This is a genomic window from Streptomyces azureus (genome assembly GCF_001270025.1).
Taxonomy (GTDB): Bacteria; Actinomycetota; Actinomycetes; order Streptomycetales; family Streptomycetaceae; genus Streptomyces; species Streptomyces azureus.
The window spans coordinates 1-26400 of record NZ_DF968190.1 but is presented as its reverse complement, the minus strand read 5'-3'; the positions used below and the strand labels follow the sequence as shown (position 1 = coordinate 26400).

General features: G+C 71.0%; 21 protein-coding genes and 3 pseudogenes. 13 read left to right on the top strand and 11 right to left on the bottom strand.

What is annotated here, in order from left to right:
- The first annotated feature begins 129 nt into the window (after positions 1-129).
- From AOQ53_RS01640 to AOQ53_RS01620, 5 genes are all read left to right on the top strand, one after another.
- Positions 130-2217 (top strand): thioredoxin domain-containing protein, encoded by a 2088-nt coding sequence (locus AOQ53_RS01640; RefSeq protein WP_059414252.1) that lies wholly within the window; start codon positions 130-132, stop codon positions 2215-2217.
- A gap of 137 nt (positions 2218-2354) precedes the next feature.
- Positions 2355-3644, top strand: a complete 1290-nt coding sequence (locus AOQ53_RS01635; protein WP_059414251.1) for a glycosyltransferase — start codon at positions 2355-2357, stop codon at positions 3642-3644.
- Positions 3641-5290 (top strand): ArnT family glycosyltransferase, encoded by a 1650-nt coding sequence (locus AOQ53_RS01630; RefSeq protein WP_059414249.1) that lies wholly within the window; start codon positions 3641-3643, stop codon positions 5288-5290. The genes AOQ53_RS01635 and AOQ53_RS01630 overlap by 4 nt, the downstream gene beginning before the upstream one ends.
- Complete coding sequence (locus AOQ53_RS01625; protein ID WP_059414247.1) at positions 5287-6480, top strand: glycosyltransferase; 1194 nt, start codon at positions 5287-5289, stop codon at positions 6478-6480. The genes AOQ53_RS01630 and AOQ53_RS01625 overlap by 4 nt, the downstream gene beginning before the upstream one ends.
- Positions 6477-8882, top strand: a complete 2406-nt coding sequence (locus tag AOQ53_RS01620; protein ID WP_059414245.1) for a galactose oxidase-like domain-containing protein — start codon at positions 6477-6479, stop codon at positions 8880-8882. Before AOQ53_RS01625 ends, AOQ53_RS01620 begins: the two co-directional genes overlap by 4 nt.
- On the opposite strand, the gene AOQ53_RS01615 is transcribed toward AOQ53_RS01620, so the two are convergent.
- The 3 genes from AOQ53_RS01615 to trhA form a co-directional block, all read right to left on the bottom strand.
- Positions 8879-9604, bottom strand: a complete 726-nt coding sequence (locus AOQ53_RS01615; RefSeq protein ID WP_059414243.1) for a Mut7-C RNAse domain-containing protein — start codon at positions 9602-9604, stop codon at positions 8879-8881. The two genes, AOQ53_RS01620 and AOQ53_RS01615, sit on opposite strands and share 4 nt — an antisense overlap.
- A 33-nt stretch (positions 9605-9637) precedes the next feature.
- A complete protein-coding gene (locus AOQ53_RS01610; RefSeq protein ID WP_059414241.1) occupies positions 9638-10258 on the bottom strand; it encodes a TetR/AcrR family transcriptional regulator in 621 nt (206 codons plus the stop codon).
- A gap of 104 nt (positions 10259-10362) precedes the next feature.
- Positions 10363-11076 carry a PAQR family membrane homeostasis protein TrhA gene (trhA, locus tag AOQ53_RS01605; protein WP_059414239.1) on the bottom strand — a complete coding sequence of 238 codons (714 nt, stop codon included), beginning with the start codon at positions 11074-11076 and terminating at the stop codon, positions 10363-10365.
- Positions 11077-11402: 326 nt separating this feature from the next.
- Between trhA and AOQ53_RS01600 the strand changes: the two genes are divergently transcribed.
- A complete protein-coding gene (locus AOQ53_RS01600; RefSeq protein WP_059414237.1) occupies positions 11403-13232 on the top strand; it encodes a phosphoenolpyruvate carboxykinase (GTP) in 1830 nt (609 codons plus the stop codon).
- A gap of 152 nt (positions 13233-13384) precedes the next feature.
- Here the strand turns inward: AOQ53_RS01600 and AOQ53_RS44390 are convergent, their stop codons facing one another.
- From AOQ53_RS44390 to AOQ53_RS01585, 5 genes and pseudogenes are all read right to left on the bottom strand, one after another.
- Positions 13385-13600 carry a hypothetical protein gene (locus AOQ53_RS44390; protein WP_059414236.1) on the bottom strand — a complete coding sequence of 72 codons (216 nt, stop codon included), beginning with the start codon at positions 13598-13600 and terminating at the stop codon, positions 13385-13387.
- Positions 13600-14072, bottom strand: a pseudogene (locus AOQ53_RS45635) (hypothetical protein). Before AOQ53_RS45635 ends, AOQ53_RS44390 begins: the two are co-directional and overlap by 1 nt.
- Entirely contained in the window at positions 14051-14224 is a 174-nt protein-coding gene (locus tag AOQ53_RS44385) for a hypothetical protein (protein ID WP_201785050.1), read from the bottom strand. Before AOQ53_RS44385 ends, AOQ53_RS45635 begins: the two are co-directional and overlap by 22 nt.
- Positions 14225-14354: 130 nt before the next feature.
- A complete protein-coding gene (locus tag AOQ53_RS01590) occupies positions 14355-14777 on the bottom strand; it encodes an SCO4983 family protein (protein WP_059414235.1) in 423 nt (140 codons plus the stop codon).
- A gap of 112 nt (positions 14778-14889) precedes the next feature.
- Positions 14890-16101, bottom strand: coding sequence for a pyridoxal phosphate-dependent aminotransferase (locus AOQ53_RS01585; RefSeq protein WP_059414234.1), 1212 nt, complete (start codon positions 16099-16101; stop codon positions 14890-14892).
- A 126-nt stretch (positions 16102-16227) separates the two neighbouring features.
- On the opposite strand from AOQ53_RS01585, the gene AOQ53_RS01580 reads away from it, so the two are divergent.
- Positions 16228-16962, top strand: coding sequence for a hypothetical protein (locus AOQ53_RS01580; protein ID WP_059414233.1), 735 nt, complete (start codon positions 16228-16230; stop codon positions 16960-16962).
- 493 nt (positions 16963-17455) lie between these two features.
- Positions 17456-18379 carry a S1 family peptidase gene (locus AOQ53_RS01575; protein WP_059414231.1) on the top strand — a complete coding sequence of 308 codons (924 nt, stop codon included), beginning with the start codon at positions 17456-17458 and terminating at the stop codon, positions 18377-18379.
- A gap of 28 nt (positions 18380-18407) precedes the next feature.
- On the opposite strand, the gene AOQ53_RS01570 is transcribed toward AOQ53_RS01575, so the two are convergent.
- Together AOQ53_RS01570 and AOQ53_RS01565 are read right to left on the bottom strand one after the other, a co-directional pair.
- Positions 18408-20018, bottom strand: coding sequence for an N-acyl-D-amino-acid deacylase family protein (locus AOQ53_RS01570; RefSeq protein WP_059414229.1), 1611 nt, complete (start codon positions 20016-20018; stop codon positions 18408-18410).
- 12 nt (positions 20019-20030) lie between these two features.
- Complete coding sequence (locus AOQ53_RS01565) at positions 20031-21308, bottom strand: amino acid deaminase (protein ID WP_059414227.1); 1278 nt, start codon at positions 21306-21308, stop codon at positions 20031-20033.
- A gap of 208 nt (positions 21309-21516) precedes the next feature.
- Between AOQ53_RS01565 and AOQ53_RS01560 the strand changes: the two are divergent.
- The 4 genes and pseudogenes from AOQ53_RS01560 (at position 21517) to AOQ53_RS01545 (ending at position 24421) form a co-directional block, all read left to right on the top strand.
- A pseudogene (locus AOQ53_RS01560) lies at positions 21517-22493 on the top strand (sugar kinase).
- Entirely contained in the window at positions 22490-23251 is a 762-nt protein-coding gene (locus AOQ53_RS01555; protein ID WP_059414225.1) for an IclR family transcriptional regulator, read from the top strand. Before AOQ53_RS01560 ends, AOQ53_RS01555 begins: the two are co-directional and overlap by 4 nt.
- Positions 23248-23658 carry a RidA family protein gene (locus tag AOQ53_RS01550; RefSeq protein ID WP_059414223.1) on the top strand — a complete coding sequence of 137 codons (411 nt, stop codon included), beginning with the start codon at positions 23248-23250 and terminating at the stop codon, positions 23656-23658. The genes AOQ53_RS01555 and AOQ53_RS01550 overlap by 4 nt, the downstream gene beginning before the upstream one ends.
- 256 nt (positions 23659-23914) lie before the next feature.
- Positions 23915-24421, top strand: a complete 507-nt coding sequence (locus tag AOQ53_RS01545; protein WP_059414221.1) for a hypothetical protein — start codon at positions 23915-23917, stop codon at positions 24419-24421.
- 12 nt (positions 24422-24433) lie between these two features.
- On the opposite strand, the gene AOQ53_RS01540 is transcribed toward AOQ53_RS01545, so the two are convergent.
- The gene (locus AOQ53_RS01540; RefSeq protein ID WP_059414219.1) at positions 24434-25789 is read right to left on the bottom strand and encodes a M14 family metallopeptidase; all 1356 of its coding nucleotides are present in this window, start codon (positions 25787-25789) and stop codon (positions 24434-24436) included.
- A 263-nt stretch (positions 25790-26052) separates the two neighbouring features.
- Here AOQ53_RS01540 and AOQ53_RS01535 point away from each other — a divergent pair.
- Positions 26053-26400 (top strand): annotated as a pseudogene (locus AOQ53_RS01535) (ATP-binding protein); the annotation flags it as partial.

Genomic DNA, 26400 nt, shown 5'->3' with positions numbered 1-26400 from the left:
GTGCCCCGGCCGATTATGTGAAGACAGGGGCGGGTTGAGGCGCCGCGCGTCCGTCGGGCGTGCGCCCCGGGCGGCGCCCGCGCGGCGCCTGACGCGTGCCGGGCTGGGTACTGCGGCAGGATGGACACCATGCCGAACCGACTGGCGCACGAGACGTCCCCCTACCTCCTTCAGCACGCCGACAACCCCGTCGACTGGTGGCCCTGGTCGGCGGAGGCCTTCGCGGAGGCCCGCGAGCGGAACGTGCCCGTGCTGCTCAGCATCGGCTACAGCAGCTGTCACTGGTGTCACGTCATGGCACACGAGTCCTTCGAGGACCAGCAGACCGCCGAGTACCTCAACGCGCACTACGTGAGCGTCAAGGTCGACCGCGAGGAGCGCCCGGACGTCGACGCGGTCTACATGGAGGCCGTGCAGGCCGCGACCGGGCACGGCGGCTGGCCCATGACCGTCTTCCTCACCCCGGACGCCGAGCCGTTCTACTTCGGCACGTACTTCCCGCCCGTCCCGCGCCAGGGCATGCCCTCCTTCCGGCAGGTGCTCCAGGGCGTTCACCAGGCGTGGGAGGAGCGGCGGGAGGAGGTCACCGAGGTCGCCGGGAAGATCGTCCGGGACCTGGCCGGGCGGGAGATCTCCTACGGGGACGCCCGGACGCCCGGCGAGCAGGAACTCGCGCAGGCGCTGCTCGCGCTCACCCGCGAGTACGACCCGCAGCGCGGCGGATTCGGCGGGGCGCCGAAGTTCCCGCCGTCCATGGTGCTGGAGTTCCTGCTGCGCCACCACGCCCGCACCGGCGCCGAGGGCGCCCTCCAGATGGCGCGGGACACTTGCGAGCGCATGGCCCGCGGCGGCATCTACGACCAGCTCGGCGGCGGCTTCGCCCGTTACTCGGTCGACCGCGACTGGATCGTGCCGCACTTCGAGAAGATGCTGTACGACAACGCCCTGCTGTGCCGGGTCTACGCCCACCTCTGGCGCGCCACCGGCTCGGAACTCGCCCGCCGGGTCGCCCTGGAGACCGCCGACTTCATGGTGCGCGAACTGCGCACGAACGAGGGCGGGTTCGCCTCCGCGCTGGACGCCGACAGCGAAGAGGAGGTGCCGCGCGAAGCGCGTCTTCAGAAGGGTGGTGGCGGGCGACGGGAGGGCGGCACCGGCAAGCACGTCGAGGGCGCGTACTACGTGTGGACGCCCGAGCAGTTGCGGGAGGTCCTCGGAGAGCAGGACGCCGAACTCGCCGCCCAGTACTTCGGCGTCACCGAGGAGGGCACCTTCGAGCACGGCCAGTCCGTCCTCCAACTGCCGCAGCAGGACGGCCTGTTCGACGCCGGGAAGATCGCCTCGATCCGCGAGCGCCTGCTGGCGAAGCGGGCCGAGCGTCCCGCCCCGGGCCGGGACGACAAGGTCGTAGCCGCCTGGAACGGGCTGGCGATCGCCGCGCTCGCCGAGACCGGCGCCTACTTCGACCGGCCCGACCTCGTCGAGGCCGCCCTCGCCGCCGCCGACCTCCTCGTCCGGCTGCACCTCGACGAGCAGGCCCGCCTCACCCGCACCAGCAAGGACGGCCACGCCGGCGCCAACGCGGGCGTGCTGGAGGACTACGCCGACGTGGCGGAGGGCTTCCTCGCGCTGGCGTCCGTCACCGGGGAGGGCGTCTGGCTGGAGTTCGCCGGGTTCCTCCTCGACCACGTCCTGGCGCGTTTCACCGACGAGGAGTCGGGCGCCCTGTTCGACACCGCCGCCGACGCCGAGCGGCTGATCCGCCGCCCGCAGGACCCGACCGACAACGCCGCCCCGTCCGGCTGGACCGCGGCGGCGAGCGCCCTGCTCGGCTACGCCGCGCACACCGGATCCGGGCCTCACCGCACCGCCGCCGAGCGGGCCCTCGGCGTCGTCAAGGCGCTCGGACCGCGCGTGCCCCGCTTCATCGGCTGGGGGCTCGCCGCCGCCGAGGCGGCGCTGGACGGGCCGCGCGAGGTGGCGATCGTGGGACCGTCCCTCGACCACGAGGGCACCAGGACCCTGCACCGCACGGCACTTCTGGGCACCGCGCCCGGCGCGGTCGTCGCTGTCGGGGCCCCGGAGAGCGAGGAGTTTCCGCTGCTCGCGGACCGTCCGCTGGTCGGCGGTGAACCGGCCGCGTACGTCTGCCGTAACTTCACATGTGACGCCCCGACGACCGAAGCCGAGAGGTTGCGCGCGGCGTTGAGCGACTGAAGTCGGGAATCAACGGAAACACGCTCTTTATCTGAACAGCCCCCGGGCTTCACAGTTCCCCCTTAATCTCTGCACAGTGCCGTGACCGCTGAGATAAACCGTCACGGCGGGGGGTTCTGGGATCTGGGGGGATCTGTTTGCTGACGTCTGTCTTCATCGCTGCCGTTTCACTGGCCCTGTTCTGGATGGCGGCGTTCACCCTGTGGTGGCAGATGCACGCGTGGCGTACGCCGGAAGTGCTCGCCTCCACGCGGTTCAGCAGTCCGGACGGGGACGAGCACGTCTCCTTCTCGCTGCTGCTGCCCGCGCGGCACGAACAGGCGGTGCTGGATCACACGATCCAGCGGCTGCTGGAGTCGAGCCACACCGACTTCGAGATCATCGTGATCGTCGGACACGACGACCCCGAGACCACCGCCGTGGCCGAGCAGGCCGCGGCACGTGATCCACGGGTCCGTGTCGTCGTCGACACGCACGAGAAGAAGAACAAGCCGAAGGCCATGAACACGGCCCTGCCGCACTGCCGCGGCGATGTCGTCGGTGTCTTCGACGCGGAGGACCAGGTCCACCCCGAGCTCCTCGCGCACGTCGACCACGCCTTCCGCACCACCGGCGCGGACGTCGTCCAGGGCGGGGTCCAGCTGATCAACTTCCACTCCAGCTGGTACAGCCTGCGCAACTGCCTGGAGTACTTCTTCTGGTTCCGCTCGCGGCTCCACCTGCACGCGCAGAAAGGTTTCATTCCGCTCGGCGGCAACACCGTCTTCGTCCGCACGGACGTCCTCAGGGAAGCCGGCGGCTGGGACCCGAACTGCCTCGCCGAGGACTGCGACCTGGGCGTCAGGCTCTCCAGCGTCGGCAAGAAGGTCGTCGTCGCCTACGACTCCGACATGGTGACCCGGGAGGAGACCCCGGGCTCGCTGATGTCCCTGCTGAAGCAGCGCACCCGCTGGAACCAGGGGTTCCTCCAGGTGTACCGGAAGAAGGACTGGAAGCAACTGCCCACCCTCGGGCAGCGGCTGCTCGCCCGCTACACCCTGATGACGCCGTTCATGCAGGCCTTCACCGGCCTGGTCATCCCGCTGAACGTGGCGATCGCGCTGTTCCTGGACGTGCCGGTCGGCATCGCCTTCATCACCTTCCTGCCGGCGGTCACCGCCCTGGTCACCTTCGTCTTCGAGATCGTCGGACTGCACGACTTCGGCAAGCAGTACGGGCTGCGCGTGCGGTTCGCGCACTACCTGAAGCTGATCGTGGGCGGCCCCTTCTACCAGGTCCTGCTCGCCGGGGCGGCCGTCCGCGCCGTGTGGCGTGAGCAGCGCGGGCGCAACGACTGGGAGCTGACGACCCATGTCGGCGCGCATCTCGGCGAGACGGCCGTGACCCGGCAGGACGTTCCCGTGACCCGAGAGGACGTTCCCGCGTGACCTCCACCCTTCCCGCGGTGACCACTGCGAAGGTCCCCGCGCAGCGCCGGCCTGCGCCCCGCACCGGTGCGCACCGACGGCCGGAGCCGCCGAGCCGGCTGCGCTCCTCCCGCCCCGACCTGCTCCTGTGCGGTGTCCTCCTCATGGCGATCCTCGTCGTGCAGGGCTGGAACATCGCCGACTACCCGGCCCTCAGCGACGACGAGGGCACCTACCTCGCCCAGGCCTGGTCGGTCCAGCAGGGCAACGGCCTCGCCCACTACACCTACTGGTACGACCACCCGCCCCTCGGCTGGATCCAGATCGCCGTGCTGACCTGGATCCCGGCGCTGATCAGCCCCGAGTCGATGACGGTGGGCACCATGCGGGCCGCGATGCTGGTGATCAGCGGCATCAGCGCGGTCCTCGTCTACGTACTGGGCCGCCGCCTCGCCCTGCCCCGCTGGGCGGCCGCGCTCGGCATGGTGTTCTTCGGCCTCTCGCCGCTGGCGGTCATCCTCCAGCGGGAGATCTTCCTCGACAACCTCGCGGTGATGTGGACGCTGCTGGCCTTCACCCTGGCCGCCTCCCCGAGCCGCCACCTCTGGCACCACTTCGGCGCGGGGATAGCGGCGGCGACGGCCGTCCTCACCAAGGAGACGATGCTCGTCGTCCTGCCCGCGCTGTTCCTCACCATGTGGCGGCACAGCCACAAGGACACCCGCAAGTTCGCCCTCACCGGAGCCGTCACGGCCTGTGCCCTGATCGGCTTCTCGTATCCGCTGTTCGCCCTGCTCAAGGGCGAGTTGCTGCCGGGCAGCGGGCACGTCTCCCTCTGGGACGGCGTCAAGTACCAGATGACCAGGCCCGGTTCGGGCTTCATCCTGGACCAGGGCTCCGGCTCCTGGGGCGTGCTCCAGTCGTGGCTGTACTACGACAAGATCCTCCCTCTCGGCGGCCTCGCGGGCGCCCTCCTGCTGCTCGTCACCTGGCGCTGGTCGGTCACCGCCCGGGCCCTCGCCGGACCGGCCCTGGCCGTCGCGATCTTCGCCGCGCTGGCCCTGCGTCCGAACGGCTACCTGCCCGCGATGTACGTCATCCAGGCCCTGCCGTTCCTCGCCCTCGTCCTCGCCGGAGGAACCGCCTCCGTCGCCCACGCCGTGCTGAGCCGCTGGCGCTCCGAGGCGGAGAAACGATACGTCAGCGTGGGCCGGTACGCGCTCGCCACGGTCCTCGCCCTCGCCGCCGGGGTCTACGTCGTACCGCACTGGTACGACGGCGCCCGCACCGCCGTCACCACCGACGCCAACGCCCCCTACAAGGCGGCGTCCAAGTGGCTGGCCACCGAAGTCGAGAACCCGGAGCGCACCCGCGTACTGGTCGACGACGCCCTCTGGCTCGACCTCGTGCACCAGGGCTACCGGCCGGGGCTCGGCGTCATCTGGTTCTACAAGGCCGACCTCGACCCGGCGGTGACGAAGACGATGCCGCGCGGCTGGAAGGACCTCGACTACGTCGTCGCCTCGCCGACCGTGCGGCGTGACGCGGCCGACCTGCCCAACGTCAAGGCCGCCATGGAGCACTCGGCCCCGGTCGCCACCTTCGGCACCGGTCCGGACCGCATCGAGATCCGCCAGATCCAGACCACCGCCGGAGGCGCGCGATGAGCCAGGAGTCCACCGTCCCCGGTGAGGTCGTCGAGACCGCCGGGATCCCCGAACCGGGCGCCGTCACCATCGTCGTACCGACGTTCAACGAGTCGGCGAACGTGCGGCAACTGCTGCACCAGATCACCGAGGCCGTGCCGGCCCGGCTGCCCTGCGAGGTCGTCTTCGTGGACGACTCCACCGACGACACGCCCGAGGTCATCCAGAAGGCGGCGCAGGACTGCCCCTTCCCGGTGACCGTCCTGCACCGCCAGGAGCCGGTGGGCGGGCTCGGCGGCGCGGTCGTCGAGGGACTGAAGGCGGCCACGTCCGACTGGATCGTCGTCATGGACGGTGACTGCCAGCATCCGCCGTCCCTCGTGCCCGACCTGGTCGCCACCGGTGAGCGGGCGAACGCTGGGCTCGTCGTCGCCTCCCGGTACATCAAGGGCGGCAGCCGGGCCGGGCTCGCGGGCAGCTACCGCGTGGCCGTCTCGCGCGGGGCGACCTGGCTGACCAAGGCGCTGTTCCCGCGCCGGCTGCACGGCATCAGCGACCCGATGAGCGGCTTCTTCGCGATCCGGCGCAGCGCGGTCACGGCCGAGGTGCTCCAGCCGCTCGGCTACAAGATTCTCCTCGAACTCGCCGTCCGCAGCCGCCCGCGCCGGGTCACCGAGGTGCCCTTCGTCTTCCAGGACCGGTTCGCCGGGGAGTCCAAGTCGACCGCGCAGGAGGGCTTCCGGTTCCTGCGCCACCTGGCCGGGCTGCGCGCCGCCTCGCCGGTCGCGCGCATGGTCGGCTTCGGCCTGATCGGGCTCACCGGCTTCGTACCGAACCTGCTCGGCCTGTGGGCGCTGACCGCCGTCGGCATGCACTACATACCGGCGGAGATCCTCGCCAACCAGCTCGGTGTGGCCTGGAACTTCGTGCTCATCGAGCACCTGCTGTTCCGCGAGCGGCGCCGGCACCGCCGCTGGTGGGACCGGGCCGGCCGGTTCGCGCTGCTCGCCAACGCCGATCTGGTGCTGCGCATCCCGCTGATCGCGCTGTTCGTGCGCCAGTTCCACCTGGGCGTGCTGTCCGCCACCGCGCTCGCGCTGGTGACGACGTTCGTCCTGCGCTTCGCGGCCACCGAAGCGCTGGTCTATCTGCCGCGCCGGGGCCCCGAGAAGCCCGTGCGCGAGAGCCGCACCGCGAGGAGAGCCGTGTGAACAGATACCGGAGAAGGACCGCGCTCGTGGGCGTGGGCGCGCTCACGGCCGGCCTCCTGCTGACCGCGCCCCAGCCCGCCTCCGCCGCCAACCTCATCAGGAACCCCGGCTTCGAGACCGCCGGCACCGGCGGCATGCCGTACTGCTGGGAGAAGTCCGGCTGGGGCGACAACGACTTCTCCTTCACCACCACGAACGACGCGCACACCGGCGGCAAGGCCATGAAGGTCGAGCTGACCCGCCGCGTCGACGGCGACCGCAAGGCGCTGATCACCGAGTCCGCCGAGTGCGCGCCCGTGGTGACGCCGGGCAGGCAGTACGACCTCGGCCTCTGGTACAAGACGACCACACCCGACGCGTCGATCACGCTGTTCCGCCACGACGCGACCGGCGGCTGGCAGTACTGGACCGACCTCAAGACGCTGGACCTCGCGGGCGACTGGACCGAGGCCACCGTCCGCACCCCCGAGGTCCCGGCCGGCACCGACCGCGTCTCCTGGGGCGTCTCCGTCTACGGCACCGGCTCCGCCACCACCGACGACTACACGATGGACCAGGTCGCCGACCCGGTCCCGCCGCCGCAGTGCACCGGCACGGCCGAGCAGTGCGCGAACGGCAAGTGGGACGTGCTGCCCACGCAGAACCCGGTGCGCTCCATGCACTCCGTCGTCCTGCGGGGCGGCAAGGTGCTGCTCATCGCGGGCTCCGGCAACGACGAGTCGATGTTCGAGGCGGGCACGTTCACGTCCGCGGTCTACGACCCGGCGAACGGCTCGTACAAGGTCATCCCCACGCCGAAGGACATGTTCTGCGCCGGCCACGTGCAGCTCCAGGACGGGCGCGTGCTGGTGATGAGCGGCAACAAGGGCTACCCGTCGGCGGACGGCCGCGTCGGCTACCAGGGCTACAAGGACTCGTACGTCTTCGACCCGGAGACCGAGACCTACACGAAGACCAACGACATGAACGACGGCCACTGGTACCCGTCGGCCACCGTCCTCGGCAACGGTGACGTCATCTCCTTCGGCGGCCTGAAGGAGGACTCCACCGGCTCGGTCACCGCCGAGCTGTTCTCCGAGGCCGAGCAGCAGTGGCTGCCGACCTGGAAGGTCAACCAGACCTGGTCGTACTGGGGTCTGTACCCGTCGATGATCCTCATGCAGGACGGCCGCCTCTTCTACTCGGGCAGCCACGTCTTCGGCAACAACATCCCCGGCACGGGCTCGGCGATCTACGACTACGGCGCCAACACCATCACCCAGGTCCCGGGCCTGCGGAAGAAGGACGAGCGCGACCAGTCGGCCAGCGTGCTGCTGCCCCCGGCGCAGGACCAGAAGGTCCTCACCCTCGGCGGCGGCAACATCGACTCCAACCCGGAGGCGAACCGCCTGACCGACATCATCGACCTCAAGCAGCCCAGCCCCTCCTACGTGGCCGGGCCGCCGATCCCGCAGGGCACGGTCGACCTCGGCAACGGACCCGTTCCGCAGACCGGGAACCAGGGCAAGATGTACGTCTCCGCGGTGCTCCTGCCCGATGGCAAGGTGCTGGAGACGGGCGGCGCGCTGCACAACCGCGCCAACCCGGTCTACGAGACGTCGGTCTTCGACCCGGAGTCGGAGACCTTCGACCCGATGGCCGTCGACCCCGAGGCGCGCGGCTACCACTCCTCGGCGTTCCTGCTCCCCGACGGTCGCGTGATGACCACCGGCGACAACCCTGGCAACGGCTCCTGGAACCACGACGTGTCGGTCTACAGCCCGCCCTACCTGTTCAAGGGACCGCGGCCGGCGATCACCTCGGTGATCGACACCGAGTGGAACTACGGCGACACCCAGCGGATCACCGTCGACCGGCCCATCGCCAAGGCCGAGCTGATCCGTCCGGCCGCCGTCACGCACTCCTCCGACCCGAACCAGCGGTTCGTGGACCTGCCGCTGTCCGTCGACGGCGACAACGTCGACCTGAACGTGACGAGCAACCCCAACCTGGCCCCGCCCGGCTGGTACATGCTCTTCGCGGTGGACGCGAACGGGGTGCCGTCGGTGGCGAAGTGGGTGCACCTCCAGGGCCCGCAGGCCCTCAAGGCGACGGACGCCTCGGCGCATGTCCACGACTTCGCGGACTCGCCCGAGGGCAAGGTCGCGGGGCCCGGCAAGAAGCGCACGTCGCAGAAGGTCGGCCCGACGCTCTCCGGCTGCGACCGCCACTACGGCTCGATCAACGTCTGCGTGCCGACCGACTTCCCGGCGGAGGTGAAGAAGACGACGGCCGCCCGCTGCGAGTGGCTCAAGGCGAACGATTACGGCCGCCTGAAGGTCAACGGCAAGGACGACCCACTGCGCCTGGACCGCAACGGGGACGGGACCGCCTGCGGTAAGGGAGACCTGAGGAAGAGTTAGCTTCCGAATTCGGCGAGGGCGCGCTCCACGATGGCCTCCAGCTGCTCGTGGTGCGCGCCCTTCCAGTACGCCCGGCCGCATTCCGTGCACTGCGCGAACACGTCGTACGTCGCGTGCGTGCCGTGCTTGAGCTGGCCGGCGACTTCGTCCTTGGTCGCCTTGCGGAGCAGCCCGTTGCAGGCCGTGCACCGCGTCCAGGGCCGCAGTTCGGGCTGGAAGCGGTCCAGGACGTCCCGGAGCTGCTCCTCCGGACGGGTGCTGTAGACGAACGCCCCCGCCCACAGCTCGCGGCGCCGCAGCAAGCCCCGGTCGCGGCTCAGCATGATCCGCTGCTCGGCCGCCGAACGCGCCGCGAGCGCCGGGTCGCCGATGTCGGTCGACTCGTAGGCCGTGTCCACGCCGAGCAGCCGCAGCCGGCGGGCCAGCGTGCCGAGGTGCACGTCGAGGAGGAAGCGCAGGGGGGCGCCCGGCACCCGCTGGGGGCGGGCGACGGTCCGTACGGTCACCGACTCGCCGGCCGCCGGGACGTGCGAGACGGGCACCTCGCGGCCGTCCACGACCAGGGCGCCCACCTCGGTCAGCGGCACACCCAGCGACTCGACGACATGGCCCAGGCTGGAGACGCCGTCCGTCGTGGCCCGCAGGGCGCCCGCCCGCCGGGCCTGGGGGACGAACACGTACAGCTCGGGCGCGAACTCGACGTGGATCTCGGGACCGTTCACCTGGTCAGGATGTCACGGGGGCGGTCGGCGGCCTCAGGGTTTTCCGGTCGCCAGGCCGTGTTCCAGGACGTCCAGGGCACGGTCGACGAGATCCCGGATGTCGTCCCGGTGGCCGGTCTCGGCCCAGTAGTGGGAGACCTCCATCAGCCCGCCCATCACGGACATGGCGAAGACCCGTACCTCCAGGCTGTCGGGGTCCAGCCCGGAGCGCTCGGCGAGGGCCTCGCGGAGCAGCCGCCCGGTCGCCGCCATGCTCTCCATCATGCGGGCGCGGACTGCGGGGACCTCGACCGCGAGCCGGGTCCGCAGCCGGGTCACCTCGGGTTCCTCCGCGAGGCTCAGGTCGAGGGCTTTGCGCATCACGTGCCGCAGGACGCCGGCCCACGACTCGTCCTCCGGCCGGGCCCGCAGCTCTGCCAGTATCACCGGGTCCCACTCGTCGGTGATGACGATGTCCTCCTTGGCCGGGAAGTACCGGAAGACGGTCGACGGCGACACCTCGGCCCGGTCGGCGATCTGCTCGATCGTCGTGGCGTCGTAACCCTGCTCCTCGATCAGCGCGTAGGTCGCGGCGCGGATAGCCTGGCGGGTCTTGATCTTCTTCCGCTCCCGGAGTCCCAGTGGGGGCCGGTCGGCGGGGGTGCCAGTAGCCATGAATCGACAGTAACTCGCAATCATCAGCCACTGTCAATTTAGCCTCGGGTGCAACGAAAAAGGCCACGGCTCGAAAGCCGCGGCCGGGAAGGTCGAGCGGGTTTCTAGCCGTGCTGGTACGCCACCAGCGAGATCCCCGCGTAGTGCGCGATGAAGGCGGCCAGGGTGAAGGAGTGGAACACCTCGTGGAAGCCGAACCAGCGCGGTGAGGGGTTGGGCCGCTGGAGACCGTAGATCACGCCGCCCGCGCTGTAGAGCAGGCCGCCGACGATGACCAGGACAAGGACGGCGACGCCGCCGGTTCGCATGAAGTCCGGCAGGTAGAAGACGGCTGCCCAGCCCATCGCGATGTAGCACGGCGTGTAGAGCCAGCGCGGGGCGCCGACCCAGAAGACGCGGAAGAGGATGCCGGCCGCCGCCGCGGCCCAGATGCCCCACAGCAGCCACTCGCCCTTGGCGCCCGGCAGGAGCAGCATGGCCAGTGGTGTGTAGGTGCCCGCGATGATCAGGAAGATGTTGGCGTGATCCAGTCGGCGCAGCACGCCGTCCATGCGCGGACTCCAGTCGCCCCGGTGGTACAGCGCGCTCACGCCGAACAGCAGGCACGCCGTCAGTGCGAAGATCCCGCAGGCGATGCGCCCTCTGGTCGAGTCCGCGAGGGCGGTCAGCACCAGGCCCGCGACGAGGACGGCCGGGAACATGCCCAGGTGGAGCCAGCCGCGCAGCTTGGGCTTCACCGGGTGCGGCAGGGGGAGCGCCGTGGGACCACGGCCGTCGGCCGGCGTGTCCGAAGGCGCGTCGGGGGCGAACGCAGTCATGGCCGAATGGTAGCTACGGAACCGTAAGTGACCTATCGGTCCGGTCGATCGGCCGATGAAGAGTGGCCATCCTCTCACCGTGGCCCAACGATGGTTACGCAAACGAACGGTCAGGTGAACCCAATGTGCACGTAAAGGGGCACGAGAAACCGTGGCGAGCCTCACGTTGCTCACCTGTGCGCTCCTCTGGACAGATGGGCGCGCGCGTCGGATGATCAAATGAGTGCGGTCGGCACCGGATGAGCGCCGAGTTTCACCGTGAAGCATCCGGGTCGCAGCCCCCACGGGGCCTCCACATCAAAAAAATCCCTCATTTAGGAGCAATCGTGGCGCGCGACATCGCGGCTCCCACCGTCCCCACCACCCATCAGGGGCTGATCTCGTGGGTCAACGAGATCGCCGAGCTGACGCAGCCGGACAACGTGGTCTGGTGTGACGGATCCGAGGCCGAGTACGAGCGACTGTGCGAGGAGCTCGTCCAGAGGGGCACCTTCCGGAAACTCGACCCGATCAAGCGCCCCCACTCCTACTACGCGGCCTCCGACCCCACCGACGTCGCCCGCGTGGAGGACCGGACGTTCATCTGCTCCGAGAAGGAGGAGGACGCGGGCCCGACCAACCACTGGAAGGCCCCCGCCGAGATGCGGGAGATCTTCCAGGGCTCCGGGGGACAGGGCGGCCTGTTCCGCGGCTCGATGCGCGGCCGGACCATGTACGTCGTGCCCTTCTGCATGGGCCCGCTCGGCTCGCCGCTGTCCGCGCTCGGTGTGGAGATCACCGACTCGGCGTACGTCGCCGTCTCCATGCGCACCATGACCCGCATGGGCCAGGCCGTCCTGGACGAGCTCGGTGACGACGGCTTCTTCGTCAAGGCCGTGCACACCCTGGGCGCCCCGCTGGAACCCGGCCAGGAGGACGTCCCCTGGCCCTGCAACACGACCAAGTACATCTCGCACTTCCCCGAGGACCGCGAGATCTGGTCCTACGGCTCCGGCTACGGCGGCAACGCCCTGCTCGGCAAGAAGTGCTACGCCCTGCGCATCGCCTCCGTGATGGCGCGTGACGAGGGCTGGCTGGCCGAGCACATGCTGGTCCTCAAGCTCACCCCGCCGCGCGGCGAGTCCAAGTACGTGGCGGCGGCCTTCCCGAGCGCCTGCGGCAAGACCAACCTCGCCATGCTGGAGCCGACCATCCCCGGCTGGACGGTCGAGACCATCGGCGACGACATCGCCTGGATGCGCTTCGGCGAGGACGGCCGGCTGTACGCCATCAACCCCGAGGCGGGCTTCTTCGGTGTCGCGCCCGGCACCGGCGAGCACACCAACGCCAACGCGATGAAGACGCTGTGGGGCAACGCGGTCTTCACCAACGTGGCGCTGACGGACGACGGCGACGTCTGGTGGGAGGGCATGACCGAGGAGCCGCCCGCCCACCTCACCGACTGGAAGGGCAACGACTGGACGCCCGAGTCTCAGACGCCGGCCGCGCACCCGAACGCCCGCTTCACCGTCCCCGCCGCCCAGTGCCCGATCATCGCGCCGGAGTGGGAGGACCCCAAGGGCGTGCCGATCTCGGCGATCCTCTTCGGCGGCCGCCGCGCCACCGCCGTACCGCTGGTGACGGAGTCCTTCGACTGGAACCACGGCGTCTTCCTCGGCGCCAACGTGGCCTCCGAGAAGACCGCCGCCGCCGAGGGCAAGGTCGGCGAGCTGCGCCGCGACCCGTTCGCGATGCTGCCGTTCTGCGGCTACAACATGGGCGACTACATGGGCCACTGGGTCGACGTCGCCAAGGACAAGGACCAGTCGAAGCTGCCGAAGATCTACTACGTCAACTGGTTCCGCAAGGACGACGAGGGCAAGTTCGTCTGGCCCGGCTTCGGTGAGAACAGCCGTGTCCTGAAGTGGATCGTGGAGCGTCTGGAGGGCAAGGCGGAGGGCGTCGAGACCCCGATCGGCATCCTGCCGACCAAGGAGGCCCTGGACACCGACGGCCTCGAACTGGCCGACTCCGACCTGGACTTCCTGCTCACCGTCGACAAGGAGGTCTGGCGCGAGGAGGCCGCCCTGGTCCCCGAGCACCTCAACACCTTCGGCGAGCACACGCCCAAGGAGCTGTGGGACGAGTACCGCGCGCTGGTGCAGCGCCTGGGCTGAGACAGCCCTCCACCGACGCCGCGGCCGGCTCCGATCGTGCCCTGACCAGCAACATCGTCACGGCCGGCCGCGGTGACAGCACCATGCGAGGCAGGGGTTCGCACAACGGCGTGCGGGCCCCTGCCTTCGCCGTTTCCGAGGCGCTCCCTCGCTCACGGGTCAGCGGCGACGGCAAGTGCATCGCGCGCGGATCCGCCGCCGGTGCCGTCCCCGACCTGCTGGTGCAGCCGGCCGACCCGGGCGACTCGACCACCCCGCTGGAGTTCGTCCTCGAAGGCAGCCTCGACGGCGACCGGGTCGTGCCGCGCGGCGCGGTACTGGCCGCCGGCCGCGTTGGTGGTGACCGCGAACAGCCGGGAGCCGTCCATCAGGCGCCGAGCCCGCCGGCCGCCGGGCCGCCCCGGTCCTCCAGGTACAGGGTGACGGACTGCTGGCGACGGGCCTCGGTCTCCCGCAGGCCCGCCGCAGGCGCTCGGCCTCCTCACGCAGCAGGTCGAGCTGACGCTCCGGTGCTTCCGCCCCGGGTGTCAGCCGCGACCACCAGCGGGTCCGGACGAAGGCGTCGACGGCCTCCGGCAGGTCCCGGCGCACCGTCCGGGGCAGCGTGTGCACGCCCTCCGGGTCGTGAGCGAGCAACCAGCCCGGGTCCGGCAAGGCGGCCGGCAGGTCGGTCAGTTCGCCGAGCCGTGCCGTGGTGGCGGGCGGCAGGTCGACGCCGACCAGGTGGGAGCGCAGCCTGCGGAGGTCAGCGCGCACCTCGTCGAACTGGGCCGACGGTTCCGGGAAGCCGTGCGGGTCCGGCCGCTCCGGCTGGGCGATCAGCGCGCCGGCCCCGCACAGGCCCGCGACGAGACGGCGTCGAGGGTGCCCATGTGGGTGGGGCGGACCGTGATGCCGGTGTCCTCGTGGATCAGTTCGAGGACGGGGGTCATGTCGCTGGGCTCGCTGGCGGCCAGGACGCGCGGGGTGCCGGGCTCGGGCGCTCCCTGCAACAGGAATAGAGGGCTCCGGGCGTGGTACCCGAGGGCCCTCACGAAGGGGTTGAAGGGGTTGATGGCGCCCGGTCCGCGCGTCGCTGCGGGTGCGCGCGGACCGGGGCCGTCGGGGGAGCCCCGCGGGGGCTCAGCGGGACGCGAGTTCGCGCGGCTCGAGAGCCGCAGCGTGTGCGTCCATCCGCTCGGCGGCCAGGATGGCGGCCGCCGTGTCGGCGCGGGAGGCGGCGACGACCAGCGCCCGGCCGGCGAGGGCGTGTGCTCGCCGGTGGAGGGCTGTCGCGTTGCGCTCGCGGCGGGAGGTCCTCATCGGCGCGCGGACCGGTGTGCGTCCTCCGCGCAGTCGGCCCACCTGCTCCGCGAGCCGCTCCGCCGCGGTGTCCAGGTCGGCCGTGGCCTCCGTCGCACGCAGTTCGTCCGTGACGGCGAGCAGCGCGGCGAGGTGGCCCGCGAGCTGGATGTCCAGCTCTTCCTCGCGGGAACGGTGGGGAAAGTCGGGGCTGGGGCCGTCCACCGTGCTGTGGACCGACTTGGTGCGGATCGGTTCGTACATGGGAGGGCCTCCTGAGTGCTTACAGGAAGCCATCCTAGCTTAGATTTCGTCTAAAGTTGAGTTGTTCACAAAACCGGACTGGCTGCACACATACCGTGAGCGAGGCGTCCCGTCAGGCTTGGGTGTAGCCGTCCAGGAAGTGCCCGATCCGGCCCACCGCGTCCCGCAGGTCCCCGGCCGTCGGCAGGGTCACCACCCGGAAGTGGTCCGGCTCCGGCCAGTTGAAGCCGGTGCCCTGGACGACCATGATCTTCTCGCTCCGGAGCAGGTCCAGAACCATCCGCCGGTCGTCCTTGATCTTGAAGACCTTGGGGTCGAGGCGCGGGAAGAGGTACAGCGCCCCCTTGGGTTTCACGCAGGTCACGCCCGGGATCTGGGTCAGCAGCTCGTAGGCGACGTCCCGCTGCTCGCGCAGCCGGCCGCCCGGCAGCACCAGGTCGTTGATCGTCTGGCGTCCGCTGAGTGCCGCGACGACGCCGTGCTGCCCCGGCATGTTCGCGCACAGCCGCATGTTGGCCAGGATCGTCAGGCCCTCGATGTAGGAGTCGGCGTGCGCGCGGGGCCCGGAGATCGACATCCAGCCGACCCGGTAGCCGGCCACCCGGTAGGCCTTCGACATTCCGTTGAAGGTGAGGGTCAGCAGGTCGGGGGCGACGGCGGCGGTCGGGGTGTGCGTGGCACCGTCGTAGAGGATCTTGTCGTAGATCTCGTCCGAGCAGACCAGCAGGTTGTGGCGGCGGGCGATGTCGGTGAGCCCCTTGACCATCGCCTCGTCGTAGACGGCCCCGGTCGGGTTGTTGGGGTTGATGATCACGATCGCCTTGGTGCGGTCGGTGACCTTGCGCTCGACGTCGGCCAGGTCCGGCATCCAGTCGGACTGCTCGTCACACCGGTAGTGCACGGCGGTGCCGCCGGACAGGGAGACGGCGGCGGTCCACAGCGGATAGTCCGGGGCCGGCACGAGGACCTCGTCCCCGTCGTCCAGCAGGCCCTGCATCGCCATCACGATCAGCTCGGAGACGCCGTTGCCGATGAAGACGTGCTCGACGTCCGTCTCGATGCCGAGGGTCTGGTTGTGCATCACGACCGCGCGGCGCGCGGCCAGCAGACCCTTGGCGTCTCCGTATCCATGCGCCGAGGACACGTTCCGGAGGACGTCCTCCAGGATCTCGGGCGGACACTCGAAGCCGAACGCGGCCGGGTTGCCGGTGTTCAGCTTGAGGATGCGGTGACCGGCGGCTTCCAGCCGCATCGCCTCCTCGAGCACCGGGCCCCGGATCTCGTAACAGACGTTGGCGAGCTTGGTCGACTGGATCACCTGCATGTCTGGGAGCTTACGGCCCGGTATCGCGTCACGGGCCGTGTTTTCCGCCACGTGAGACGCGTCGGTTTGTGCGGATATAGCCGCACGCTGTGCCACCAGCACCATTGATCCCTAGAATTCGCCGTCATGTTCAGGCCATCCGAGTACGCCGACGGAGCGACGAGCGGCGAGCCCCAGGGCCCGCCGAACGTGTACTTGCCGCGGGCCGACCCGCCCCCCGCGTACGACGCGTACGCGGATCCGGCGGCGGCGCACGGGTGGCGGGACGTGTACGACCCCGCGGACGCCCCGAACCCTCTGAACGCCCAGGACGCCACGCGCGGCATGGGCGTCACGCGCGGCATGGACGACACACGGGAGCTGCCGCCGGTGCCGGCGCATGGCCGGTCCGGTGCGGGCCGCCACTCCCGGCGGGAACGGGGGCCGTGGCGTGCCCGCCGCGTGGCGGTCGCCGCCGGAGCCGTGGGGGTCGTGTCGGCCGCCGCGCTGATCGCCGGTCTCGGCTTCTCGAACGCGCCCTCCGGCGGGTCGCGCGAGGGCGGCGGCGGTCGTACGGGACCGACGGCGGGGGAGTCGCCGACGGCGCCGTCCACCGGCACCGGTCGGACACCGGCCCCCGGGACCCCCCTCGTCGGCCGGCCGGCGAACGGTGACGAGCCGTCCGGTGCCGTGTCCGCGAGTGCGTCCGTGGCGGTGAGCCCCACCCCGTCCGAGTCCGGGACGGACGCCCCGAGTCCCTCGGCCGGCAGTCCCACGGCCGGCACCCCGACGCCCTCCGCTCCCGCCGCCACCGCCTCGCCCCCGGGCCGACCCGAGGGGAAACCCGGACACGGTCCCGGCGGCACCAAGGGCCCCAAGTAGATCGGTCTCAGGGCTGTTGAGCAGGGGCGGGCCGATCGGGACCGATGGTGGGGGAGTCGCCGACGGCGCCGTCCACCGGTGCCCGTCCGGCATCGCCCCCCCGGAGGCCCCGCTCTTCGGTCGGCCGGCGGATCGTGGCGAGCCGTCCGGCCCAGCGTCCCGTGGGTACGTCCACGCGGTGAGCCCCGCCCCGTCCGAGTGCGGGCCGGACAGCCCGATTCCCACGGCCGGCACCCCGACGCCCTCCGCTCCCGCCGCCACCGCCTCGCCCCCGGGCCGACCCGAGGGGAAACCCGGACACGGTCCCGGCGGCACCAAGGGCCCCAAGTGATCCGCCCGTCAAGGCCGTTGAGTAGGGTCAGGCCGGACGGGCAGGTTTCGCGCGCGGAACAACTCCTTGCCCCACCCGCCTTGCGACGATCACAATGCGCATGACAACAGTGCAGGCGGCCGGAAGATTTCCGGTCGCCTCCGTCGCAAGAGGGGACCCCCCATGAGAAAACCTCTCGCAGCCGCGTTCTGCGCCCTGGCGATAGCCGGGGCCGGCGCGGCTCCCGCGACCGCTGCCGAGGCCGCCCCCACGGGCGTCGGCAAGGTCGCGGACACGGGCTCGGCCACGTCCGCCGTGTCGGACGTGGTCACGTCCGTGGACCAGACGCTGTCCGGGCTCAACCCGTCGGCCAAGGCCGTGAACCTCGCCGGCACCGTCGCGCTCAGCAACTGCTCCGGTTCCGTCGTCCGCATGCCGGACTCCGAGGCCAACGACCCGGCGCTGGTGATGACCAACGGACACTGCCTGGACAGCGGCTTCCCCGCACCCGGCGAGGTCCTCGTCGACAAGGCGTCCAGCCGCACCTTCAGCCTGCTCAACGCCTCCGGCTCGCGCGTCGCCACCCTGCGCGCCGCCAAGCTCGCGTACGGCACGATGACCGACACGGACGTCGCGTTCTACCAGCTCACCACCACCTACGGGCAGATCAAGAGCTCGTACGGCATCAACCCGCTGACGCTGAACGACAAGCACCCGGTGGCCGGCACCGCCATCAGCATCCCCTCCGGCTACTGGAAGCGGGTCTACAGCTGCGACATCGACGGGTTCGCGCACCGCCTGAAGGAGGGCGACTGGACCTGGAAGGACTCGGTCCGTTACACCTCCGCCTGCAACACCATCGGCGGCACGTCCGGCTCGCCCGTCGTCGACGAGGCCACCGGCAAGGTCGTCGCCGTCAACAACACCGGCAACGAGGACGGCGAGCGCTGCACGGTGAACAACCCCTGCGAGGTCGACGCGAGCGGCAACGTGACGGTCCGCAAGGGCATCAACTACGGCCAGGAGACCTACCAGATCCCGGCCTGCTTCGGCATCGACAACAAGCTCGACCTGAGCGCGAGCGGCTGCACCCTGCCCAAGCCGTAAGGCAGGGGCAGGTCCCCGGGTCGGGCGGTCACGCGGGAGTCCTGCGGATCGCCCGGCCCGCCAGGGCGTCCGTGCGACGCCCGTCCTCGATCACGAACCGCCCGTCGACCAGCACGTACGGGATGCCCGTCGGGAGCACGCGCGGCTCGGCGAAGCTCGACCCCGCCGCGACCGTCGCCGGGTCGAAGAGCACCAGGTCGGCGACGTACCCCTCGCGCACCAGGCCCCGGTCCGGCAGCCGGAGCCGGGCCGCCGGGCGCGAGGTGAGGTGCGCGACGCACTCCTGAAGCGACAACACCCCCAACTCCCGCACGTAGTGCCCGAGGTAGTGCGGGAACGTGCCGTACGCACGCGGGTGCGGCTCGGCGCCCTGGAGGATGCCGTCCGAGCCGCCGGTGTGCACGCGGTGGCGCATGATCGCCCGGACGTTCTCCTCGTGGCCGACGTGCTGGAGGATCGTCGGCGCCAGCCGGTCGGCCAGCAGCAGCCCGCGCGCGGTCAACCAGGGGGCCTCGCCCCGCACGTCCGCCGACTCCTGGACCGTACGGCCGACGAACTCGGCCAGCGCCGGGTCGCCCACGCCCGAGATCTCGATCGTGTCCCACTCGACGGGCACGCCGTGGCAGCCGTCCGAGCCGGTGACCTCCAGGTCGTGGCGGATCCGCTCGGCCGTCTCCTCGTCCGCCAGCCGCTCGATGACCTGTTGCGGCCCGCCCTCGCTCGCCCAGCTCGGCAGCATGGCCGCCAGCGTCGTACAGCCCGGTGTGTAGGGGTAGGTGTCGAGGCTGATGTCCGCCCCGTCCGCCAGCGCCTCGTCCAGCAGGGCCAGCAGTTCGGGCGCCCGGCCCTTGTTCACGCCGAAGTTCATCGTGGCGTGGGCGAGATGCAGGGAGCAGCCCGCCTCCCGGGCCAGCGTGACCATCTCCCGGTACGCCTCCAGGGCGCCCGCACCGTAGGAGCGGTGGTGCGGGCAGTAGTAGCCGCCGTACGACGCCACCACCCGGCACAGCTCGGTCAGTTCGGCGTCCTTCGCGTACATGCCGGGCGTGTACGTCAGCCCCGACGACATGCCGACGGCGCCCTGCTCCATGCCCTCGGCGACCAACTGCCGCATCCGGTCCAGCTCTTGCGGGGTGGCCTCCCGGTCCTCCCAGCCGACGGCGAGCGCGCGGACCGTGCCCTGGGGGATCAGGTAGGCCGCGTTCACGGCGATCCCGCGGTCCAGGCGGTCGAGGTACTCGCCCACCGTCCGCCAGTCGAAGTCGATGTCGTCGCCGGAGCCGTTCCACCCGGCGATCACCCGGCGCACCTCGCCGAGCGTGCGGTCGTCGACCGGCGCGTACGACAGCCCGTCCTGGCCGATGACCTCCAGCGTGACGCCCTGCGCGGCCTTGGCGCCGTGGTCGGGGTCGCGCAGCAGGGCCAGGTCGCTGTGGGCGTGCATGTCGACGAAGCCGGGGGACAGGACGAGGCCCTCGGCGTCCAGCTCCCGGCGCGCCTTCGGCCGCTGGCAGCCGGCCGCGGCGGCCTCCTTGACGATGGACACGATCCGGCCGCCGTCGACCACGACATCGGCCCGGTAGGAGGGTTCGCCGGAGCCGTCCACGACGTCCGCGTCCCGGATGACGAGCTCTTCCATCGCGCCGGCCTCCTAGAAGAACGTCCGGACGTAGTCGACGACCGTGCCGTCGGCCTCGGCGACGGGGATCAGCGGCCACTTGTCGAACGACGTGCACGGATGGGACAGCCCCAGACCGACCCAGTCGCCCACCTCCAGATCCGCCTCCGGCGTGGTGCTCAGCCAGGCGTGCTGGTCGGACAGGGCCGTCACCGACACGCCGGTGGCCGGGCGCTCGACGCCGTCCCGGCGGATCACCTGGGCGAAGGGCAGGTCGATGTCGTAGGCCGCGTCCCGCTTGCCCGCGTTGACGAAGGCCTGCTCGGCACAGGGCCGCGACACCACCTGCGTCCACAGCCGGAACGCCGGCTCCAGCGCGCCCTCCTCGGGCACCCGGTTGAACGGGGTCAGCTTGCGGTAGTGGCCGTCGTCGTGCGAGACGTAGGCGCCCGAGCGCAGCAACTTCAGGACCGGGAGGGAGAGTTCGGGGATCTCCGTGAACACGTCGGCGACCGCGTCGAACCAGGCGCTGCCGCCCGCGCTGACGACGATCTCCTCCACACCGGAGAACCGTCCGGCCTTGTCGAAGTCGGCGGCCAGTGCGACCAGCCGCCGCAGCCACGCCGTCACCCGCTCCGTGTCCGCCTTCGGCACCTCGCCCTCGTAACCCGCGACACCGACCAGCCGCAGGGACCGCGTGCCCGCCACCGCGTCCGCGACCGCCGCACATTCTGCCTCCGTACGCACACCGGTACGGGCGCCCTCCCCGGCCGCGAGTTCGACGACGACGTCCAGCGGGCGCCGGGCATCGCTCAGCGCGGCGTCCATCAGCTCCACCCCGCGCACCGAGTCGACGTAAGCGACGAAGCGGAACTCCGGGTCGGCGTCGAGCTCGGCGGAGACCCAGCGCAGGGCCGCCGGGTCGACCAGCTCGTTCGCCAGGAACACGCGCCGGGTCCCGAACGCGCGCGCCACTCGCACCTGATGCGGCACCGCCAGAGTGATGCCCCACGCCCCGTGCTCGATCTGCCGCCGGAACAGCTGCGGCGCCATGGAGGTCTTGCCGTGCGGCGCGAAGGCCAGGCCGTGCCGGTCCGCGTAGGTCTCCATGAGCCGCAGGTTGTGCTCCAGGCGCTCGGCGGACAGCGCGAGCACGGGCGTGGCGAAGCCGCCGGTGAACAGGTTCCGGCGCTGGGCGGCCAGCTCGCCCACGGTCAGGCCGTCGGCGTCCGGCGGGAGGCCCTTGAAGCGGTGGTCGACGCGCTCGGCGGCGAGCCGGGCGAGGGACTCGGCGGCGGTAACGGCTGTCATGGAGCCTCCCTGATCAGGCCTGTTGCAAGAAGTGCAACATTCATTGCGTATGACGCTCGACGCTGTCTAACGTCTCGGCCACCCGGGGTCAACGAAAGCGGCAGCGCACGCCGCCCCCGCCGAGCAGCCAAGAGCTACGACCATCGTGACCCCCGCCGGATCCTGCAACGCCCCCGACGTCGTGGACGTCGTCGCGCTCGGCGAGGCCATGGTCACGTTCCTGCCGTCCTGGCCGGGCCGCCTCGCCGACGTCCCCTACCTCGACCGGGGCATCGGCGGCGCGGAGTCCAACACGGCGTGCGTGCTGGCCGCCGCCGGGCACTCCGTGCGGTGGGTCAGCCGGGTGGGGGACGACCCGTTCGGCGACCACCTGGTCGAGGCCATCGGCGGGTACGGGGTCGACGTGGCACACGTCCGGCGCGACCCCGCCCGCCCCACCGGCATCTACTTCCGCACCGTCGGCGACCGGGCCACCGACGCGCACGAAGTGGCGTACTACCGGGCCGGCTCCGCGGCCTCGGCCATGTCGCCCGGCACCGTGGACCTGGACGCCGTCCGCGCCGGCCGCGTGCTGCACCTGTCCGGGATCACGGCCGCGCTGTCCGGGACCTGCCTGGACCTGATGCGCGAGCTGACCGCGCGCCGGCCCGGCCGCCCCCTGGTCTCCTTCGACGTCAACCACCGGCCCGGCCTGTGGCGCCACACGGACGCCCCGGAGGCGCTGCGGGACCTCGCGCGGGGCGCGGACCTCGTGTTCGTCGGACAGGACGAGGCCTGGGGACTGCGCGGCGCCGAGGCCGTCCGCGCCGCCCTCCCCGAACCCGGGGTGCTGGTCGTGAAGCAGGGCGCGGCGGGAGCCACCGTCTTCGACGAGCGGGACGTCGCCTTCGTGCCCGCCCCGCGGGTCGCGTCGTAGCCGCCGCCGGGGACGCCTTCGCCGCCGGGTTCCTCTCCGCCACCCTGCGCGGACTGCCCGTCCGGGACCGGCTGCGGCACGGGCACCTGCTGGCCGCCGCCGCCCTCACCGCCCCCGGCGACCTCGCCGCGCCGCCCGCGCGGGAGCACGCCGACCGTCTCGCCGCCCTGGACGGCGCGGTGTGGGGGAGACTGCGACTCGGCCCCGGCTGGACGCGAGCCGTCGACCCAGCCGTCGCACGGGCCGAGGAGGAGGTCCGTACGCCATGAGCCAGACCGTCGACCGCGCGCTCAGTATCCTGCCGCTGCTCGCCGAGGGCCCCGCCGATCTGGGGCAGGTCGCCGACCGCCTCGGCGTGCACAAGTCCACGGCCCTGCGCCTGCTGCGCACCCTCCACGAGCACGGCCTCGTCTACCGCCAGTCCGACCAGCGCTACCGCCTCGGCGCCCGCCTCTTCGCGCTCGCCCAGGAGGCGATGGAGAACCTCGACGTCCGCGAGATCGCCCATCCGCACCTGGCCCGCCTCAACGAGAGCTGCGGACACACCGTGCACCTCGCCGTGTACGAGGAGAACGAGGTCCTCTACATCGACAAGGTCGAGAGCCGCTACCCGGTGCGCATGTACTCCCGCATCGGCAAGCCCGTCGCCATCACCGTCGCCGCGGTCGCGAAGCTGCTGCTGGCCGACCTGCCCGAGCACGAGCGGCGGGCGGTGGCGGAGAAGCTCGACTACCCCGCGTACACGGCCCGTTCGACACCCGACGCCACCGCGTTCCTGCGCGAGCTGGAGCAGGTGCGCGAACAGGGCTGGGCCACCGACCTCGGCGGCCACGAGGAGTCCATCAACTGCGTCGCCGCGCCGATCCGAGGCGCCGACGGCCGGGTCGTCGCCGCGATGTCGGTCTCCGCGCCGAACGTCGTGGTCACCGCCGACGAACTCCTCACCCTCCTGCCGCTGGCGCGCCGTACGGCGGACGCCATCAGCGGCGAGTACTCCGGCAGAACACCAGTGAAGGGCACCGAATGACGGACAAGACCGCACTCACCCCCAAGACCCACACCACCCCGCCGGCGAAGTTCTCGCACGGTGTGAGGAAGGGCAACATCCTCCAGGTCGCCGGCCAGGTCGGCTTCCTGCCCGCCGAGGCGGGCAAGCCGCCCACGCCCGCCGGGCCGACCCTGCGCGAGCAGACCCTCCAGACCCTGGCCAACGTCAAGGCGATCCTCCAAGAGGGCGGCGCCGGCTGGGACGACGCGATGATGATCCGCGTCTACCTGACGGACGTGGCCCACTTCGCCGAGTTCAACGAGATCTACGACGCGTACTTCGAGGAGCAGGGCCTGACCCGGCCGCCAGCCGCGCGCACGACGGTCTACGTCGGCCTGCCCGCGGGTCTCCTCGTCGAGATCGACGCGCTGGCCGTTCTCGGCTGATTCCTCTCAACTCCCGCAGGCCGTCCACGGCAGGGCGTTCCCCGGGACGCCGTGCCGTCTGCATGTTCACCATGAGGGCTGTGACCAGGAAGGTCATCGGTTCTCCGGTGGTGTGTAGCGTCCTTGGGATGTACATGGCTGGAGGCGCTGACCGACGGGACGCCGGCGAACGGGGTGGCAGATCATGCGCATCTTCGTGTAACGATGCGGGGGCCGACTGTGTGCGGCACAGGTTCGTCGACCATACTGCTCCGCTGTGGAGCAGCGCATAGGTTCGAGCAGCCAGCCCCTGGAGGGCGCCGGATTCGACCCGGCCTTCATCCCCGGGCTCACGTCACCAGCGTCCGGCCGGACGGAGGACGACGGGCCGGAGAAGGAGCCCGAGGCCGCCGAGGCCGAGGAAGCCGAGGAAGCCGCCCCCGAGCCGGAGGAGACGGCGGAGACGTCCCCCTCCGAGCCGGAGGAGGCCGATGCCGACGGCCCCGTCTTCGAGGCGTCCGACCGCCGCGCGAGGATGGTCGCCGACCACAGAGGCGTACGCCTGTCCCTGGACGACCAGGAATGCGAGTTCCGCTGGGATGAGATCGGGGCGGTCGAAACGGAGACCGCCCGGTTCGGCAAGCGCTACACCGTCACCGTCCACACCCCTGACCGGCGCTGGTACCCGATCGAGATCGAAGCGCCGGCCAGGAGCCGTTTCACGGAGTGGGACGAGCAGTTGGACGCGGTACTGGACGCCTACTTCGAGGAAGACGCCGAGTAGCCGGCCGGGCGACTACCGGCAGTACTGGGTTTCCTTGCCGATCGACCGGTACATGCAGTCCGCGTTCTCCAGCAACTGCAGCACCGCGTCCCGGTTACGGGAGGTCTCCCGCTCGATCACCTCGTCGGGCGGGTAGAACCCACCACCGCCGGACCTCGGATACATCTCGAACGTGTACCCGAAGATCTTGTGGGCGCCCCAGAGGTAGTCGTCGATCGACCCGTCCGTGATGTACAGGTCGCTGGACTGCTCCGCCGTGTACCCGTTGCTCGCGGCCATCTTCTGCCCGACCGCCTTGAACGCCGCGTTGTCGTCCGCGGTCATCCCGGTGGTCGTGTCGGAGTACGTGTAGCCGAACGGCCACAGCACCAGCTCGCTGTACGTGTGGAAGTCGACGCCGGCCTTGATCTGCTGCACCCCGCCGACGACCCGGCTGCGCACGAAGTCGGCGACGACCTTGACCTCGGGCGCGGACTCGGGCGCGGAGCCCCGGTAGGTGTCGGAGGACGTCGAGCCCGAGGAGCCGCCGCAGCAGCCCCAGCGGTAGTTCCAGTTGCGGTTGAGGTCGGTTCCGACGTACGAACTGCCGCTGTTGGGCTGGCGGTTCTTGCGCCACGAGCGGTACGACCCGGTGGCGATGTCGTACTCGCCGCCGTCCGGGTTGATGTCCGGGACGATCCAGATCTCACGGTTGTTCACCATGCTGGTGACGCGCGAGTCGGAGCCGTAGTCGGAGGTCAGCTCGCGCAGCAGGTAGAGCGCCATCTCGACGGTGAGGTGCTCGCGGGCGTGCTGGTGGTGCGTGAACAGCACCTCCGGCTCGGACTCGTCGCTGCCCACGTTGTCGCTGATCTTGATGGCGACGATGTTCCGGCCCTGGTAGGACTTGCCGATCACCCGCTGGCTGGCGATGGAGGAGTTGGCCGAGACGATCGAGTTGATCTCGCTCGTCATCTCCGCGTAGTTGTGGTAGCGCGAGTCGGCCGACGGAAAGTCGTGGATCCTGACGTCGTCCTCGCCGGCGGACCGGTCGGGGACCGCGCCGAACGGGGTGACCTCGTAGCCCAGCGCGCGCAGCTTCTTGATCTGGTCCGCGCGTCCGGAGACGACGACACCGTGGCCGTGGGCCTCGTCCACGGTCACTCCCGTGCGCTGAAGTGCCGTGCGGTCCTTTGCCGTCGAGTGCATGTGGATCTCGTACTGCCGGACGTCGTCGGCCGACGGGGCCGGCTTGCGGGCGCTGTCGGCGGTCGCGTCGGTCGTCGTCGTCGCGGACAGGGGCGCCGCGAGGGCGAGTGCGAGGAGGGCGGCGAGGGCGGCGGTGCGTCTGCCGGTGCGGGCACCGGAGCCTCGTATGCGGAGTCGCATGAAATCTCCTTGTGGGAGGTGGGGTTGTTCCGTGCGACGTACGTGGTGCGGGTGGCGCACATCGTTCTGCAATGGCATGAGCAGGTCAAGGGTGAAAGTGGACGCGCAGTGTACGCGTGCGGCACGGCGGTCGAGCTGTCCCGGCCGAAGTACACCCACGGGTGTGACCCGAGCGTGCATATGTGTACGCAACGGGGCAGAGTGAGGACCCGCGCTAGGGCCTGTCCGGCCCTCGGACCACACCCCCAGAGGACTGGCTGATCATGGGCGGATCAGCGCCACGACGGGACCACCATCTGCCGGTCGAGACGACCAGCTTCGTCGACCGGCGTGGCGAACTGACCCAGGGCCGCGAGCTGCTGGCCCGCGCACGGCTGGTGACGCTGACCGGGCCTGGCGGCGTCGGCAAGACCCGGCTCGCCGCGCGCGTCGCGGCCCGGGTACAGCGGGCCTTCCCGGACGGCGTGCGCTTCGTGCACCTCTCCGGGCTTCACGACCCGGCGCTCGTGCCGCTCGCCGCCGCCGACGCGCTGGGGCTGCACGACCACTCCGCCCAGCCGCCGCTGGCCGCCCTCGTCGAGCAGGTGCGGGACCGGCGGCTGCTGCTCGTC

Excerpts from the sequence above, each read along its gene's own strand:
- AOQ53_RS01640 (WP_059414252.1), top strand. The coding sequence starts at position 130 with ATGCCGAACCGACTGGCGCACGAGACGTCCCCCTACCTCCTTCAGCAC.
- AOQ53_RS01625 (WP_059414247.1), top strand. The coding sequence starts at position 5,287 with ATGAGCCAGGAGTCCACCGTCCCCGGTGAGGTCGTCGAGACCGCCGGG.
- AOQ53_RS01610 (WP_059414241.1), bottom strand. The coding sequence starts at position 10,258 with ATGGCTACTGGCACCCCCGCCGACCGGCCCCCACTGGGACTCCGGGAG.
- trhA (WP_059414239.1), bottom strand. The coding sequence starts at position 11,076 with ATGACTGCGTTCGCCCCCGACGCGCCTTCGGACACGCCGGCCGACGGC.
- AOQ53_RS44390 (WP_059414236.1), bottom strand. The coding sequence starts at position 13,600 with ATGGACGGCTCCCGGCTGTTCGCGGTCACCACCAACGCGGCCGGCGGC.
- AOQ53_RS01590 (WP_059414235.1), bottom strand. The coding sequence starts at position 14,777 with ATGTACGAACCGATCCGCACCAAGTCGGTCCACAGCACGGTGGACGGC.
- AOQ53_RS01585 (WP_059414234.1), bottom strand. The coding sequence starts at position 16,101 with ATGCAGGTGATCCAGTCGACCAAGCTCGCCAACGTCTGTTACGAGATC.
- AOQ53_RS01580 (WP_059414233.1), top strand. The coding sequence starts at position 16,228 with ATGTTCAGGCCATCCGAGTACGCCGACGGAGCGACGAGCGGCGAGCCC.
- AOQ53_RS01575 (WP_059414231.1), top strand. The coding sequence starts at position 17,456 with ATGAGAAAACCTCTCGCAGCCGCGTTCTGCGCCCTGGCGATAGCCGGG.
- AOQ53_RS01570 (WP_059414229.1), bottom strand. The coding sequence starts at position 20,018 with ATGGAAGAGCTCGTCATCCGGGACGCGGACGTCGTGGACGGCTCCGGC.
- AOQ53_RS01565 (WP_059414227.1), bottom strand. The coding sequence starts at position 21,308 with ATGACAGCCGTTACCGCCGCCGAGTCCCTCGCCCGGCTCGCCGCCGAG.
- AOQ53_RS01555 (WP_059414225.1), top strand. The coding sequence starts at position 22,490 with ATGAGCCAGACCGTCGACCGCGCGCTCAGTATCCTGCCGCTGCTCGCC.
- AOQ53_RS01550 (WP_059414223.1), top strand. The coding sequence starts at position 23,248 with ATGACGGACAAGACCGCACTCACCCCCAAGACCCACACCACCCCGCCG.
- AOQ53_RS01540 (WP_059414219.1), bottom strand. The coding sequence starts at position 25,789 with ATGCGACTCCGCATACGAGGCTCCGGTGCCCGCACCGGCAGACGCACC.